The sequence below is a fragment of the Pectinatus haikarae genome, assembly GCF_015732185.1.
In the GTDB taxonomy this organism is placed as follows: domain Bacteria; phylum Bacillota; class Negativicutes; order Selenomonadales; family Selenomonadaceae; genus Pectinatus; species Pectinatus haikarae.
In genome coordinates this window covers 1-13,960 of record NZ_WIQM01000014.1, presented here as the reverse complement: position 1 = coordinate 13,960, position 13,960 = coordinate 1, and the positions used below count along the sequence as shown (strand labels likewise).

Sequence of the window (13,960 nt, the reverse complement as noted above, 5' to 3'; positions counted from 1 at the left end):
GAGTACTATGGGCGGGAAATTTACAAAAAAAGTAACAAGTTTAGCATTTGCATTATTATTTTTGCAGGAAACAACAGGTCTTTGTGCCAGCCTTTCCGTTAATGAAGCGGTAGCGATGGCTTTGCAAAACAATCTGGATATAAAAATTGCTTCGACAAAGGAAAATCAAGCTGAAGCAAATCTTGCGGCTACCAAGGCCCAAGCGGGTGTGACAGTTTCTCTGGGAAGTAATTTTTCGATATCTGATGGTGTTTCTGACGGAGTAAGCCAAAATTTTGAACGCAGCAATAATACAAGTGTATCTGTTAATTATCCGTTATATTCTGCAGGAAAAACACAGTTGAATACAGATGTGAAGGAACAGATGCTGCAGCAGAGTATGCTTAATACCCAAAGAACTACCGAAAATATAACATACAATACGGTAAAAGCGTATTATGATATTTTGGAAGCACATAAAAACATCGGTGTTGATCAAGAATCTGTGGATAATTATGGTAAGCATCTGGAAAATGTTCAGCAATTATATTCAGCGGGAAGTGTGCCGAAATCTGATCTGCTGCGTTCAGAAGTAGCTTTATCTGATGCCCAGCAGACACTGATAAAGGCACAGAATACTTTGGTCATAAATGAACTGACTTTGAAAAACATACTAAAAATGGATAAAAATGAATTGCTTGATCTGACGGATGATTTCAGATATATTCCTTTTGACCAGACATTGGACTATTGTTTGTCATATGCATCTGATAATAGAAAAGATCTGGAACAGACACAGCTGGATTATGAAATTGCAAAAAAGAATGTCGATCTGGCAAAGGCTGATTACAAACCCACAGTAAGTGCCTCACTAGGAACAAACTGGAGCAAGCAGCCTCTGCCCAGTGAACGGGATCATTCTTATACTGCCGGCATATCCGCCAGCTGGGATGTTTTTGATAACGGACTCACAAAGGCAAATGTAGATGCTGCCGAATCAGCACTCGATGAAGCAGAATTGACTCTCCAGCAGGAAACTGATTCCATAGATATTGAAGTCAGGCAGGCATATCTTAATATGCGCGACGCAGAAAAAAGATTTAATTTAACGCAGACTGCTATAAAACAGGCAGAAGAGGATCTTTTCATCGCGCAGGAAAAATACAGGGTCGGAGCAGGTATCATTCTCGATGTCATTGATGCGCAGCTGGCACTATCAACGGCCAGAACAAATCATATAAGTGCTCAGTACGATTACGCCAGATATAAGGCGCAGCTGAAAAACGCCATGGGGCTTAATGGGGAGAATATCTGAAAATGAAAAAGAAATCTATTATAAAAATAGCTGCAGCAATAGTAATAGTAGCAGTATTGGGGTTCTCCGGCTATAAATACTGGAGCAGTTATCAGGAGAAAAATAATGCGTCTCAAGTCGGCGAGACTTATACAGTGCAGAAAATGGATCTTAAATCCGTAGTCTCAGCAACGGGAACTATAAAACCTGTAGAATCAGTAGAAGTGAGTTCGAAAATAACGGCACGCATAAAAAGCGTACTAGTTAAAGAAAATGATTCTGTCAAGGCAGGTCAGACTGTGGCAGTACTTGACGGCAAGGATTTGGAAAATGAACTTATAAAAGCACAGGAAACAGTCAGCAATACACTTTCCAAATATAATCGCGCTAAATATTTATATTCCATCGGAGCCAAGTCAAAGGAAGACTACGAAGATGCGGAATATAATTATGAAACCGCACAGAGTGATATGGAAGTCACAAAATCGGATCTCGACGAAACTGTGATAACGGCACCGATGGACGGAGTAGTTGTCGGCGAACCTAAGACACCCGGTACAATGGCTGTTCAGGGAACAAGCAATCCGACTGTGATAATGCGTGTCGCCGATCTTTCACAGAAGCAGATACTGGCCAAAGTCGATGAAACTGATATAGGGCAGATAAAGGTCGGGCAGTCTGTGGTATTTGCCGTTGATGCTTATACCGACAAAAGCTTTACAGGAAAAGTGGCAAAAATATCTCAAACTGATGTCAGCAACAGCTGGGATACATCTTCAGACAGTACATCTTCATCCAGCACGTCCTCTGTTATATATTACTATGTGACATTGGATGTGGATGATCCTGACGGATTACTGAAACCGGCAATGACGGCTCGTGTAGAAATAACCACTGACAATAAGGCTGATGCGGTTGCTGTACCTCTTGCCGCTTTGAAAACAGACAGCAGCGGGTCATATGTAATCATTGTAAACGACAATAAAACAACTGAAAATCGCTATGTGAAGACGGGGATATATAGTGACGATTATGTGGAAATTCTTGACGGACTCAATGAAGGTGAGAAAGTTTCAATAGAATATACGGCGCCTAAGACCAGCACATCATCATCAAAACAGGGCGGCGGACCTCCTTTTTAATAATATGCATTAAGAATGCAGGTATCTGCCGAGCAGATGTTTTTATTTTAGTCCTTGTGAATCTTTTGTTTTTAAGAAAGCAGGTATTTTATGACAATCGACCTTGAGGGGATAAAAAAGATATATCAGATAGGTACCCAAGAGGTAGCCGCTTTAAATGGTATTGATCTGCATATAAAACAGGGAGAGTTTGCTGCCCTAATGGGTCCTTCAGGCTCCGGAAAATCGACTCTTATGAATATTCTGGGATGCTTGGATAGGCCCACAGTTGGTTCATATAAACTTGATGGTAAGGAAGTAGCATATTTAGGTGATGATGATCTGGCCAAGACACGCAATAAAAAGATAGGCTTCGTTTTCCAAAATTTTAATTTATTGTCGCGCATAAGTGCATTGGATAATGTAGCACTGCCTCTGGTATATGCGGGGAAAAGCCGCAGAGAACGTGCGGAGAGGGCCTATCATTTTTTAAAAGCAGTAGGCCTGGATACTAGAGCCAACCATCAGCCAAATGAACTTTCAGGAGGGCAAAGACAAAGAGTAGCGATTGCCAGAGCCTTGGTGAATGATCCGAGTATAATCATGGCAGATGAACCTACGGGTAATCTGGATACGAAGTCGACGACAGAAATAATGAAAATATTTATTGACTTGCATGAGCAGGGCAAGACCATCATCCTTGTCACGCATGAACCTGAAATCGCGGCCTGCGCATCAAGGCAGCTGCTGGTACGCGATGGCGTAATAACACGTGATGCCGGCAGGGGGGAAAAAATGGATGTTGTTTAATGAGAGTGTTATGATGGCCCTGAAAGCATTGATTGCCAATAAACTGCGTTCTATACTGACTATGCTGGGAATAATCATCGGCGTCGGCGCAGTAATCGCTATGGTATCAATAGGCATGGGGGTCAGGAAAAATGTTCAGGATTCGATAGCCAGTCTTGGCAGCAATATGCTCATTGTTCAGGCCGGTGCTCCTCGGGTGAATGGAGTGCGCCAGGCTGCCGGCAGCGGTGAAAATCTAAAACTTGATGATTCGGATGCTATAAAGAAAAAAATAAAAAACATTGATTATGTCGCACCAAGTGTGCAAAAATCATATCAGGTAGTAAACGGCAATCAAAACTGGAACACGACTGTTTACGGCATAACATCAGAATATATGGCGATACGGTCTTTGACGGTCAACAGCGGGTCATTTCTTACTGAAAATGACATAACGACTCGTGCACGTGTTGCCGTTATAGGCGCCACTGTTGCATCAAATTTATTCGGCAGCACCAATCCGGTCGGAAAAAATATCCGTATTAATAATGATCCATATAAAATTATTGGTGTTTTGGAAAATAAAGGGCAGTCAGCTATGGGGCAGGATCAGGATGACTGTGTTTTGATACCTGTTACAACGGCGATGGAACGATTAATGGCTTTGACAAGCATAAGGACTATAAACGTGCAGGTTTCGTCGGCTGAAAAAATTGATCAGGTCCAAAGTGAAATAGAGACGTTGCTTCGTCAGCGTCATCGTATAGAAAATCCGGTCAATGATGATTTCCAGGTAAGAAATCTTACAAGCATAATGGAAACAATGACCAGCACCACAACTATGATAACGATGCTTCTTGGGAGTATTGCGGCTATTTCTCTGATAGTCGGCGGCATTGGCATTATGAATATAATGATGGTTTCTGTGACGGAACGCACAAGGGAAATAGGTATAAGAAAAGCATTGGGGGCAACTTTCAATAATGTGATGATGCAGTTTCTTATAGAATCCATTGTTGTCAGTGTCATCGGCGGGCTCATCGGCATTGTTGTCGGCTGTGCCTCTGCGATGGCAATTTCCAAATTCGGTGGATTTAATACAGTGATAACGTTGGAACCGATTCTGCTTTCTTTCTTTTTTTCTGTCGGTATTGGTTTGTTTTTTGGTATTTATCCGGCAAGAAAGGCGGCAAAATTGGACCCAATCGAAGCACTTCGCTACGAATAATAAAAAACTCACTAAAACAGTATGTATTTTTCAGGAGAATATTGTATAATTATTATAAATAGATTTATCTGCTGAATTGAATATTTATTTATTTTCAAGGGAATCTATAAAATAATTTTAGCGAGGATGGTAGTTAGCAATATATGTTACTCAATAAAAAATCTGTTGAGCTTTTGGCTCCTGTCGGTCAGTGGGAAACATTGGAGGCTGCGGTAGAAGCAGGCGCTGATGCTGTTTATATGGGCGGTAAAGCTTTTAATATGCGGATGTTTCGTGATGATTTTAACTTTGATAATGCATCATTAAAAAAAGCTGTGGAATATACTCATTCCCATGGCGTGAATTTGTATATAACCTTAAATAATCTTATAAGTGATGATGAAATTCCACAGCTTGTCGAGTATCTGAAATGTCTTGACCGTGATATTAAACCCGCCGCACTTATTATTCAGGATCTGGCTGTAATAGAAATAGTGAAAAAACTTGGGTTGAAGCTCAATCTTCATTCATCGATCATGATGAATACGCACAATGAGCTTATGATTGAAAAATTTAAGCAGTATGGCATCAGCCGTATTGTAGCCAGCCGTGAAATGAGTCTCAGTGAAATATGCATTCTAAAACAGAAAACGGGAATCGAGCTGGAATATTTTGTTCACGGTGACATGTGTATTGCGGAAGGCGGACAATGTCTGCATTCGGGAATTGTATTCGGCAACAGCAGCAATCGCGGACGCTGCATGAAAGCTTGCCGCTGGCAGTATAAATTTGGTGAAGAGACCAAGATTGCTGATCCGCGGTTCTTATCTGAACAAAAATTTTCTTATAAAATGGCTTTAAAGGATATGTGTATGTATCGTGCGCTTCCCGAATTGATTCAATCAGGAGTATATTCGTTTAAAATTGAAGGACGTATGAGAGATGCCGCTTTTGTCAGCCAGCTTGTTGGTATATATCGCCGTGCCATAGATCGATACATAGCAGATCCTGCAGGCTATAGTGTGGATAATAATGACTGGCAGAAGCTTTCTGAAAGTAAGGTAAGAGGTTTTTCGACCTGCTTTGCCGTCAGTAAACCTACATATAAGGATATTGGTTTGACGGGAGAAGATGAGCCACGCTTTTTTAGCAAGGCAGTGAAAGAGGCTGGATTTGAAAGAGAAAAAACAGTTCCTTTTAAGCCGAAGGAACATAAAAAACCTGATCTGTCTGTACACTGTGCGTCATTGCTACACTTAAAGGAAGCCTGTGCTAACGGAGCAGATGCAGTATATGCCGGCGGTGATGTCTATCGTCCTTTAAAACCGTGGACTATAGCCGAATTTGCAGAAGCCAGAAAAATAACAGCTGAAAAAGGCTGCAGGCTGATTATCACTACACCACGCATAACACGAACACGGGAAATAAGTGAGCTGGAACAATTATTCAGCACACTCGGCAGCTTTAAACCGGATGGTATTTTGGTACACAACATGGGAACTTTTTCACTGGCGAAAAAATTGACGAATCTGCCGGTATATTGTGGTTCTTCCTTTAGTCTTTTCAATTGTGAAGCGGCAGCTTTACTAAAAAGCGAAGGAGCTGTTCAGGCAGCCGTTTCATTGGAACTGGCACATAAACAAACTATCGGTCTTATCGGGAAAAGCACACTGCCGATAGAAGTTGTCGTTCATGGATCAATCGAAGCTATGATATGTGATTTTGATTTTATTATGGAAGAAACAGGGAAAAATCAATTGGATGATCCCGAAGCTTTTGAAAAACATTATGCATTTATTGATATGGCAGATGAAGTACATGCTGTAAGGCGAACACAATATAATAGAAATCATGTACTTTTTTCTCATGACATCTGCCTTATGCCGTATTTGGAAAGTTTGGCTGGAGCAGCTTCATTTTGTATCGAGGCACAGGATTACTCACCGGAGTATACCGGCAGGCTGGTGAATATCTACCGCCAGATGATAGATGATTATACTGCGTACGATGTTCATGAAATAATCGAGGAGATTGAGCAGACTGGTCCGCGCAGCATTGGCAACGGTGTATATCGTTACGATACTTCAAAATAAAGAATAGGTTATTCTATGGTTTTGAAATATACTGTTTATATATTATTTATATAAACAGTATATTTATTTGAAGATATAAGTCGTGTCACTGCAATGCGGCACTTCTATAAAATCCGATTATTAATGCAAATGGATTTGATATTGTAAATATTTGAATGAGAGGTAGTTTCATGACGAGTTATATTGGTCCGGAAAAAATATTGGAAAAGAAAAAAAAATATATAATGCCTTGTTTGGGACATTTTTATCAGAATCCTCCTGAATTTGTCAAAGGAAAAATGCAGTATTTATATGATAATACGGGAAGGGAATATGTTGATTTTTTTGCAGGGGTGTCAGTCATCAACTGTGGTCACTGCAATCCGGAGATCACAAAAGCCGTATGCGATCAGGTAAATGATTTACAGCATGTGTGCAATATATATCTTACTGAAAATTTTGTTAATTTAGCGGAAAAGCTAGCTGAAGTCACACCGGGCGCTCTGCAAAAATCTTTTTTTTGTTCGACAGGAACTGAAGCCAATGAAGGTGCGCTGCTGCTTGCTCAGCTGTATACAGGCAATGATGAATTTATAGGTCTGCGGCATGGTTTGCACGGACGGACAAAGCTTACAATGAATCTGACGGGCATAAGCATGTGGCGCACTGATCCACATCCTGTCGGCGGCATTCACTTTGCACCGAATCCAAACTGTTATCGCTGTCCTTTGAAAAGAAGTTATCCGGAATGCGATCTGGAATGTGCCAATATGATAGAAGATATAATAAGTTATGCTACTTCGGATAAAGTGGCTGCCTTCATTGCAGAACCGATACAAGGAAATGGCGGGATAGTCGTTCCGCCGAAGAATTATTTTAAACGTGTCAGGGAAATTCTGGCAAAGCATAATACCCTTATGATAATTGATGAAGTGCAGACCGGGTTCGCACGTACAGGCAAGATGTTTGCGATAGAAAATTTTGGTGTGGAGCCGGATATTATGACAATGGCCAAGGCTCTTGGCAATGGTGTCCCCATCAGCGCCTTTATTGCCAGCCCCAAAATCGCAGATATATATGTTAAGCCGGGAGCATCCACTCTTGGTGGAAATCCTGTATCGACGGCTGCGGGTATGGCAGTGCTGAAGTATATCCTGGAACATGATCTTATGAAAAATGCTCAAAAAAGAGGTGTACAGCTGAGAGAAGGCTTGCAGGATATCCAAAAAAGACATCCGCTCATCGGTGATGTAAGAGGCTTGGGTCTCATGGTAGGAGCAGAGCTTGTAAACAAAGACAAGAGCCCTGCTGCGGATAAATTGGATAAAATTGCTGAAGAAATGAAAGACAGAGGTTTTATTATAGGGAAAAACGGTATATTCAGGAATGTTCTGGCTTTTCAGCCGCCTCTCATAATAACCGAAAATAATATTGATAATATGCTGGACACTCTGGAAAATGCAATAAAAAAATTTGAATAGAAAATGGTCCGCAAATACCTGATAAAGATATTTGCGGACCATTTTTTATTGCATTTTTGCGGAAATATATTTTAATAAAATATGGGCGCTTTTTCTGTTGGTAGCAAGAGGAATGTTATGTACATCACAAATTCTCAGTAAAGCATTGATATCCGGTTCATGTGGCTGGGCGTTCAGCGGATCGCGCAAAAATATGACATAATTGATTTTTTCGGTAGCTACAAGAGCACCAATCTGCTGATCACCGCCCAAAGGTCCTGACATCATTGTTTCTACGTTAAGCTGATATTTTTCATTTATCAGCGTGCCCGTAGTTTTAGTGGCGACAAGATGAAACTTTTTCAGCAGATCCTTATGATTGTTGACAAAAGACAGCATCTCATCTTTTTTTTGATCATGAGCTATTAAAGCAATAGTTTCCATAAGCATAACACCGACTTTCTGATATTTTTATTATTTTCGGACCATCGCCCGCATCAATATATTTCTAAGCTTGCACAAACGGACGTTTTATCCGGTAAAACAGCTGCTGTCAGTACAAAAGATTCATTTATAGTATAGACTATTTGTTTGGTTTGGTAAACACCTGTCTGTGCTATAAATAGGAAACGGAGCATAGTCCGTTTTTGACAGAATGCTGCTGTTACAGATGAAATTTAGCTATTTGTGTTTTCAGCTCTTCGGCTAATTTTGCAAGGGTCTGGCTGGAACTGGCTATTTCTTCCATTGAGGCAAGCTGTTCCTGTGTGGCGGCGGAAATGCCTTGTGTTCCGTCAGCCAGTTCTTTGCTGTTGAGATCGATCTTTTCAAAGGCTTTGGCAATATGGCCGCTGTCAGAGAACATTTTCTGTATTTCTGAAGATATTTCTTTCATTTGGTCGGAGACATTTTCCACTGAAGTTATGATTTCTTTGAAGGCAGTGCCTGCCAGGTCTACTACTTCAGCTCCTGTTTGTACTTCCTGAGTGCCGGACTGCATTACAGATACGGCTTTTTCTGTGTCTGACTGGATTTCCCCGACCAGCTGGGCGATTTTCTTGGCTTCGTTTTCCGATTGCTCCGCCAGTTTTCTGACTTCTTCGGCAACAACGGCAAATCCTTTGCCTTGTTCACCGGCCCGTGCGGCTTCGATCGCGGCATTAAGCGCCAGCAGGTTTGTCTGTCCGGCAATTCCGGAAATGGCGTCTACTATAATGCTTATTTCTTTTGATCGGGTTCCCAGTTTTGCTACCGCCTGTGAGGATTCATTGACGGCTGCGGCTATCTGGTTCATTTGCAGGACGGCTTTGTCTGCTGATTGACCGCCGTTTTGGGCTTTTTCCGAAGCGTTGGCAGATTGTTCGGCAATATGGCCGGCATTGTCAGCGATTTTTTTTATTCTTGCTAATAGCTGATCAACGGTTTTAGTGGTGTCATTTACTTCTTTTGTCTGAACAGATGCGTTGTTTGCGATTTCAGCTACCAGAGACGCAACCTGATCGGCAGCCTGCGCCGACTGGCCGGAACTGGCAGTCAGCTGTTCGCTTGAAGCCGCGGCCGACTGCGAGGTGTCGGCTACACGGGAAATAACGCTGCGCAGGTCTTCTGTCATACGGCTAAGACTTTTGCCCAATCTTCCCATTTCATCTTCTGATTTTATATTTATTTTTGTTGATAGATCTCCTCCGGCTATCTGTTCCGCACAATGCATCAGATATTCGATCGGCCTGCCGATCTTTCTGTTGAAAATCATGATTATGAAGCTTACCAGCAGCAGGACAACGGCGATAAAGATAATTATGCTTATGATCATTACTTTGTTGACATTCTGATAGGCTTCCGCAGTAGGATATACCAGTACCATATGCATTCCTGTTTCGGCGATCGGTGCGGCTATAACAAAGCTGTTTTCGCCAAAGGCTGAGGATTCTGTCAAAAATGTATCTGCCGATTTTAAGATTTCCGTTCCAAGCTGCTGTACTGCGGGATTTTGGTCATCTACGATTTTTTCCTTAAGATTTTTATTGTCATCCTTGTCACCAAGATAATATCCCTGAGGACTTATAACAAAAGCATATCCGGTCTGGCCTATTTTTATATTGCGAATGTAATCCGTCAATGTTTTTAGATTAATATCGGCGGTAGTCACGCCGATGACGCTGTTATCTTTTTTGATAGGACTGCTGATGGTGATCATTGCGACTTTGCTTACAGAGTCCTCATATGGTTCGCTCCAGGCTGTATTTGCAGTCGTTTTTAAGCCATTTTTATACCAATCGTAGCTGAAATAATCATAACTGCTGTTGCTGTATTCCCAGGTAGTTTCAATTTTGCCGTTATTTTTATATTCATAAGGTCCGTAATATTTTGTGCCTTTTTCGTACATATCCGGTTCAAACCAAAAGCCCATTCCATTTACCAGCTGGCTTGAGGATATATATTTATTGATAATATTGAGAATCAAATCTGTATTATATTGAGGCATTGCGCCAATATTGTAGGATAACAGCTCCGCATATTTGGCTGCATCTGTCAAACTGACAGACATCTGGTTGGTTATTTCACCGGACTGATGCCGCAGATTGTTTTTAACTTCATCTTCCATGCTGTTCTTGAACTGATAAATGCCAAAACCGCTTTGAATGCCACTGATTAAAATTACGATCAATACTGTGCCAATAATAAAAAGCGTCTTGATGCTTTTTGTAATGTTTTCCATTTTCATTTCACCCTTCGTGGAATATTTTTATAAGGCAGCATTGAGCACAACATGTATAGATTAAGTTTAATATTATATAACGCAGTGTTTGTTATTTTAATGTTACGTTTATATTAACAAACTTCACTGAATCGGAATTATTGACCTGACAAGAAAGATGATTTTGATATTCTGTTTGTTTTGCCTGAAAGACGGATAGAAAATTATTATTTTGTAAGCTTTGAAAATATATATTCTTGCAACAAGACATAAGTTATGATAAAATAGACAAACGAAAGCAGTTTTTCAAATGAGACTGCGGCGCTTGGGTCTTACGCAATGGAGACTCATGAACCCCGTCAGATCCGGAAGGAAGCAGCGGTAAGTGATTACCTTCATGTGCCGTGAGGGTGCCTGAGCGCCGTAGTCTGATTTGAGGAGCTGTTTTTCCTGTTTTTCCGGTAAAGGAGATGGTGAAAGCATGTCTTATGTGGCACTGTATCGCAAATGGCGGCCTAAGGATTTTGCTGATCTGGTAGGACAGGATCATATCAGTCACACGCTGGCGCAAGCTATAAAAAACGGCAAGATAGGCCATGCATATTTGTTTTCCGGTCCGCGTGGCACAGGAAAAACAAGTACAGCCAAAATCCTTGCCAAAGCATTAAACTGTGAACATGGTCCTACGGCGAAACCCTGCAATAAATGCAGCAACTGTGAAAAAATAAATAATAATACATTTATGGATGTATATGAAATAGATGCTGCTTCAAATCGTGGCATTGATGAAATCCGCGATCTGCGGGAAACTGTAAAATTTGCCCCTGCAGAGGGCAAATATAAAGTTTATATTATTGATGAAGTGCATATGCTTACATCCGAGGCATTTAACGCACTCTTGAAAACGCTGGAAGAACCGCCTGAGCATGTGGTATTTGTTTTGGCTACTACTGAAATACAAAAGGTGCCGGCTACGATCCAGTCGCGCTGTCAAAGATACGATTTTAGGCGGATAACACAGAATGATATAAAAAAACAGCTGCAAAAAATATCAGCTGCTATTAATATAGCAGCTGAAGATGAAGCTCTTTCCATAATAGCCGTTCATGCTGACGGCGGTATGCGGGATGCCTTAAGTTTGCTTGATCAGTGTACGGCTTTGTCAACGGAGAAATTGACGGCAGAAAATGTACGCCATATTTTAGGTATAATAGATTACGAATACATCTGGCAGATAACAGATTCCATTATAAATAATGATACGCAGGGTATTTTGCATGCTGTAGGAGAATTGATTGCCGCAGGTAAGGCCATAAGTCAGCTTTTGATAGAGTTGGCTCTTCATTGGCGTTCGGTCATGATCTACAAGGCTTCCGGTGAAATTGCTCTCGAAGAGCAGGAGGCAGGTTCTGTGCTTGCCCGTCAGGCAGCTGCTTTTAAGCATGAACAGCTGACTGCAATGATAGATGCAGTTTATGAAGCATCAGGACAGATACGTTGGTCCCCGCAGCCGCGGGTAACTGTTGAAATGGCATTGATGAGACTATGCTACCCTTATGAGACTGCTTCGGAAAATAACGTATCAGCGGAAGATACGCGTCTTTTGGCAATGGAGAAAAAAATATCGCATTTGGAAAATGTGATCAGTAAGCTGGAAAATTCTGCACGTGCGGCTATCGTACCGGCAGTAAAAAAGAGCAGCAGCACAGAAAAAAACAATATAAAGACGAAAAACGCCGGCAGTAACGAGCATATTCCTGCTCAGGCGGTAAAACCAGTTTCTCCTGCGGTCCGTGAGATGCTTTCACCGGAACAGCGTGAAGAGGCACTGCCTGTCTGGCAGGCAGTGCTGGATGGACTGCGTGAACAGCATAAAATTCCTGCGCTTGCCTGTGTGGAGAAAGCACAGGTTCGCGGTATGGCAAACAATCAAATGATTCTTGCTTTTAAGGCGTCATTTCTCAAAGCAAGGACGGAACGGGCTGATTATAAAAATCTTATAGAAGAGCTTTTATTAACAAAAACAGGGCAGCATATAAATCTTGTATGTGTTATGGATCAGCCTGCTTCTAAAAAGATATTATCAGATGAATCTGCCGATAAAAATACAGCTGTGGAAAAAAAAACTGAAACAGCAGGCGACAGAAATGATCTGAGCATTGAGGAAAAGAAGCGTCTGCAAAATGCCGTAGATATTTTCGGCGGCAATATTATAGAGGAAACTTGATCTTTTATACACGAAACGGGGAACATCCACATAGTGGATATTCCCCGTTTCATATCGTGCGAATACTGTAGGACCGCAGCAGTCAGAAAGTCTCATGAAGCTATATAACGCATGTAGGCACTGTAAATAAATAAAAGAAAAGCTAATCCCATAAAGATAAAACTGAGATATTTTACATATTCACTGTATTTCTCACTTAGGTCAGCATGCCGCTGCGCATAGATGGATATGAGGGCTCCTTCCAGCAGGATATATATGCCTCTGTCAATGTTTGCCAGCTGCGGCCAGCCTATTATCAGAAATACGATGTTAATAACTATAAGTACTATCAAGAGAATATCGCGGCCTGCTTTTTTTTGCGGCGGAGCAGCAGAGCCCTTGGTTTTTTCGATTTTCTCACTGATGCGTTTTGAATATCGGGCCATTCACATCAATCCTTTTTTATTGATTTTATATATTATAGCATAAATTCCAATCAGTGACTAACATGGTTGAACCTATCAATCTGTACAGTACAGTTTTGATCATAAAAAACAGTATTATAGTTATTTGCCCATTGCAAGTGGATTATATTGGTAAATATGATCATTATTATTCAATGTGAAACAAGCTTTTTTGTAAATATCAATTGCTACTTTCAGTAATGATTGATACAATATGATATATATGTATTTTAATTTAGACAGCATAGGAAATTGAGGTGTAACATTTTGTGGTCGGCATACAGCCGGCACAAAGATATAATGATAAGACAGAATCGCAATAGAGATAAATTAGTGAATTACTACAATAAATTTGCAGAAAGCGGCGAAATTGATCCCAATGTTCATCCCTGGGTGGCCGAATCATGGCAGAAAAGCAGAAAATTTGCCATAACCGCAGAGAAATTCAGTGATCTGGCGGAGATGAGCAAAGAAGAATTAAGAGTTTTGCAAAATCATCATAAAGCAGCAGTGGAATATATGCAGGATTTTACTGATGGGATAAGGGATTTTTTACAGGAATATGATTTATGTCTGCTGCTGCTGGATAACGAATGCAATATTTTAAAAAATTATTCGTCTCCGTATAACAGATTGCTTTCGAAAAAAATTGAAGGCGCCAATCTGAAAT

10 protein-coding genes, 1 other RNA gene and 1 pseudogene are annotated in these 13,960 nt (G+C 41.0%); 9 read left to right on the top strand and 3 right to left on the bottom strand.

The annotated features are described in order from the left end of the window. Positions 1–7 precede the first annotated feature (7 nt). The 6 genes from I6758_RS08520 to I6758_RS08495 all read left to right on the top strand — a co-directional run bounded on the left by I6758_RS08520 (position 8) and on the right by I6758_RS08495 (position 7,943). Positions 8–1,294, top strand: a complete 1,287-nt coding sequence (locus I6758_RS08520; RefSeq protein WP_196604789.1) for a TolC family protein — start codon at positions 8–10, stop codon at positions 1,292–1,294. A 2-nt stretch (positions 1,295–1,296) separates the two neighbouring features. Further along, on the top strand, positions 1,297–2,415 hold the full coding sequence (locus I6758_RS08515; protein WP_196604788.1) for an efflux RND transporter periplasmic adaptor subunit: 1,119 nt from the start codon (positions 1,297–1,299) through the stop codon (positions 2,413–2,415). A gap of 90 nt (positions 2,416–2,505) precedes the next feature. Further along, entirely contained in the window at positions 2,506–3,204 is a 699-nt protein-coding gene (locus tag I6758_RS08510; RefSeq protein ID WP_196604787.1) for an ABC transporter ATP-binding protein, read from the top strand. Continuing rightward, a complete protein-coding gene (locus tag I6758_RS08505; protein ID WP_196604786.1) occupies positions 3,194–4,411 on the top strand; it encodes an ABC transporter permease in 1,218 nt (405 codons plus the stop codon). The genes I6758_RS08510 and I6758_RS08505 overlap by 11 nt, the downstream gene beginning before the upstream one ends. 143 nt (positions 4,412–4,554) lie before the next feature. Continuing rightward, positions 4,555–6,483: a peptidase U32 family protein gene (locus I6758_RS08500; protein ID WP_196604785.1), complete on the top strand. Its 1,929-nt coding sequence runs from the start codon at positions 4,555–4,557 to the stop codon at positions 6,481–6,483. A gap of 170 nt (positions 6,484–6,653) precedes the next feature. Next, positions 6,654–7,943 (top strand): aspartate aminotransferase family protein, encoded by a 1,290-nt coding sequence (locus tag I6758_RS08495; protein ID WP_196604784.1) that lies wholly within the window; start codon positions 6,654–6,656, stop codon positions 7,941–7,943. Positions 7,944–7,988: 45 nt separating this feature from the next. On the opposite strand, the gene I6758_RS08490 is transcribed toward I6758_RS08495, so the two are convergent. Further along, positions 7,989–8,366 carry a methylglyoxal synthase gene (locus I6758_RS08490; RefSeq protein ID WP_196604783.1) on the bottom strand — a complete coding sequence of 126 codons (378 nt, stop codon included), beginning with the start codon at positions 8,364–8,366 and terminating at the stop codon, positions 7,989–7,991. A 220-nt stretch (positions 8,367–8,586) separates the two neighbouring features. Further along, on the bottom strand, positions 8,587–10,641 hold the full coding sequence (locus I6758_RS08485) for a methyl-accepting chemotaxis protein (RefSeq protein WP_196604782.1): 2,055 nt from the start codon (positions 10,639–10,641) through the stop codon (positions 8,587–8,589). A 211-nt stretch (positions 10,642–10,852) separates the two neighbouring features. Here I6758_RS08485 and ffs point away from each other — a divergent pair. After that, an RNA gene (ffs, locus tag I6758_RS08480) (signal recognition particle sRNA large type) lies at positions 10,853–11,082 on the top strand. 19 nt (positions 11,083–11,101) lie between these two features. Beyond that, entirely contained in the window at positions 11,102–12,847 is a 1,746-nt protein-coding gene (gene dnaX / locus I6758_RS08475) for a DNA polymerase III subunit gamma/tau (protein ID WP_196604781.1), read from the top strand. A gap of 92 nt (positions 12,848–12,939) precedes the next feature. On the opposite strand, the gene I6758_RS08470 is transcribed toward dnaX, so the two are convergent. Continuing rightward, complete coding sequence (locus tag I6758_RS08470; RefSeq protein ID WP_196604780.1) at positions 12,940–13,272, bottom strand: hypothetical protein; 333 nt, start codon at positions 13,270–13,272, stop codon at positions 12,940–12,942. Between the two features lie 318 nt (positions 13,273–13,590). Here I6758_RS08470 and I6758_RS08465 point away from each other — a divergent pair. Then, positions 13,591–13,960, top strand: a pseudogene (locus I6758_RS08465) (Fis family transcriptional regulator); the annotation flags it as partial.

Bases quoted from the DNA above. Each gene is read 5' to 3' on its own strand.
- I6758_RS08520 (WP_196604789.1), top strand. From the start codon at position 8: ATGGGCGGGAAATTTACAAAAAAAGTAACAAGTTTAGCATTTGCATTA.
- I6758_RS08515 (WP_196604788.1), top strand. From the start codon at position 1,297: ATGAAAAAGAAATCTATTATAAAAATAGCTGCAGCAATAGTAATAGTA.
- I6758_RS08510 (WP_196604787.1), top strand. From the start codon at position 2,506: ATGACAATCGACCTTGAGGGGATAAAAAAGATATATCAGATAGGTACC.
- I6758_RS08505 (WP_196604786.1), top strand. From the start codon at position 3,194: ATGTTGTTTAATGAGAGTGTTATGATGGCCCTGAAAGCATTGATTGCC.
- I6758_RS08500 (WP_196604785.1), top strand. From the start codon at position 4,555: ATGTTACTCAATAAAAAATCTGTTGAGCTTTTGGCTCCTGTCGGTCAG.
- I6758_RS08495 (WP_196604784.1), top strand. From the start codon at position 6,654: ATGACGAGTTATATTGGTCCGGAAAAAATATTGGAAAAGAAAAAAAAA.
- I6758_RS08490 (WP_196604783.1), bottom strand. From the start codon at position 8,366: ATGGAAACTATTGCTTTAATAGCTCATGATCAAAAAAAAGATGAGATG.
- I6758_RS08485 (WP_196604782.1), bottom strand. From the start codon at position 10,641: ATGGAAAACATTACAAAAAGCATCAAGACGCTTTTTATTATTGGCACA.
- dnaX (WP_196604781.1), top strand. From the start codon at position 11,102: ATGTCTTATGTGGCACTGTATCGCAAATGGCGGCCTAAGGATTTTGCT.
- I6758_RS08470 (WP_196604780.1), bottom strand. From the start codon at position 13,272: ATGGCCCGATATTCAAAACGCATCAGTGAGAAAATCGAAAAAACCAAG.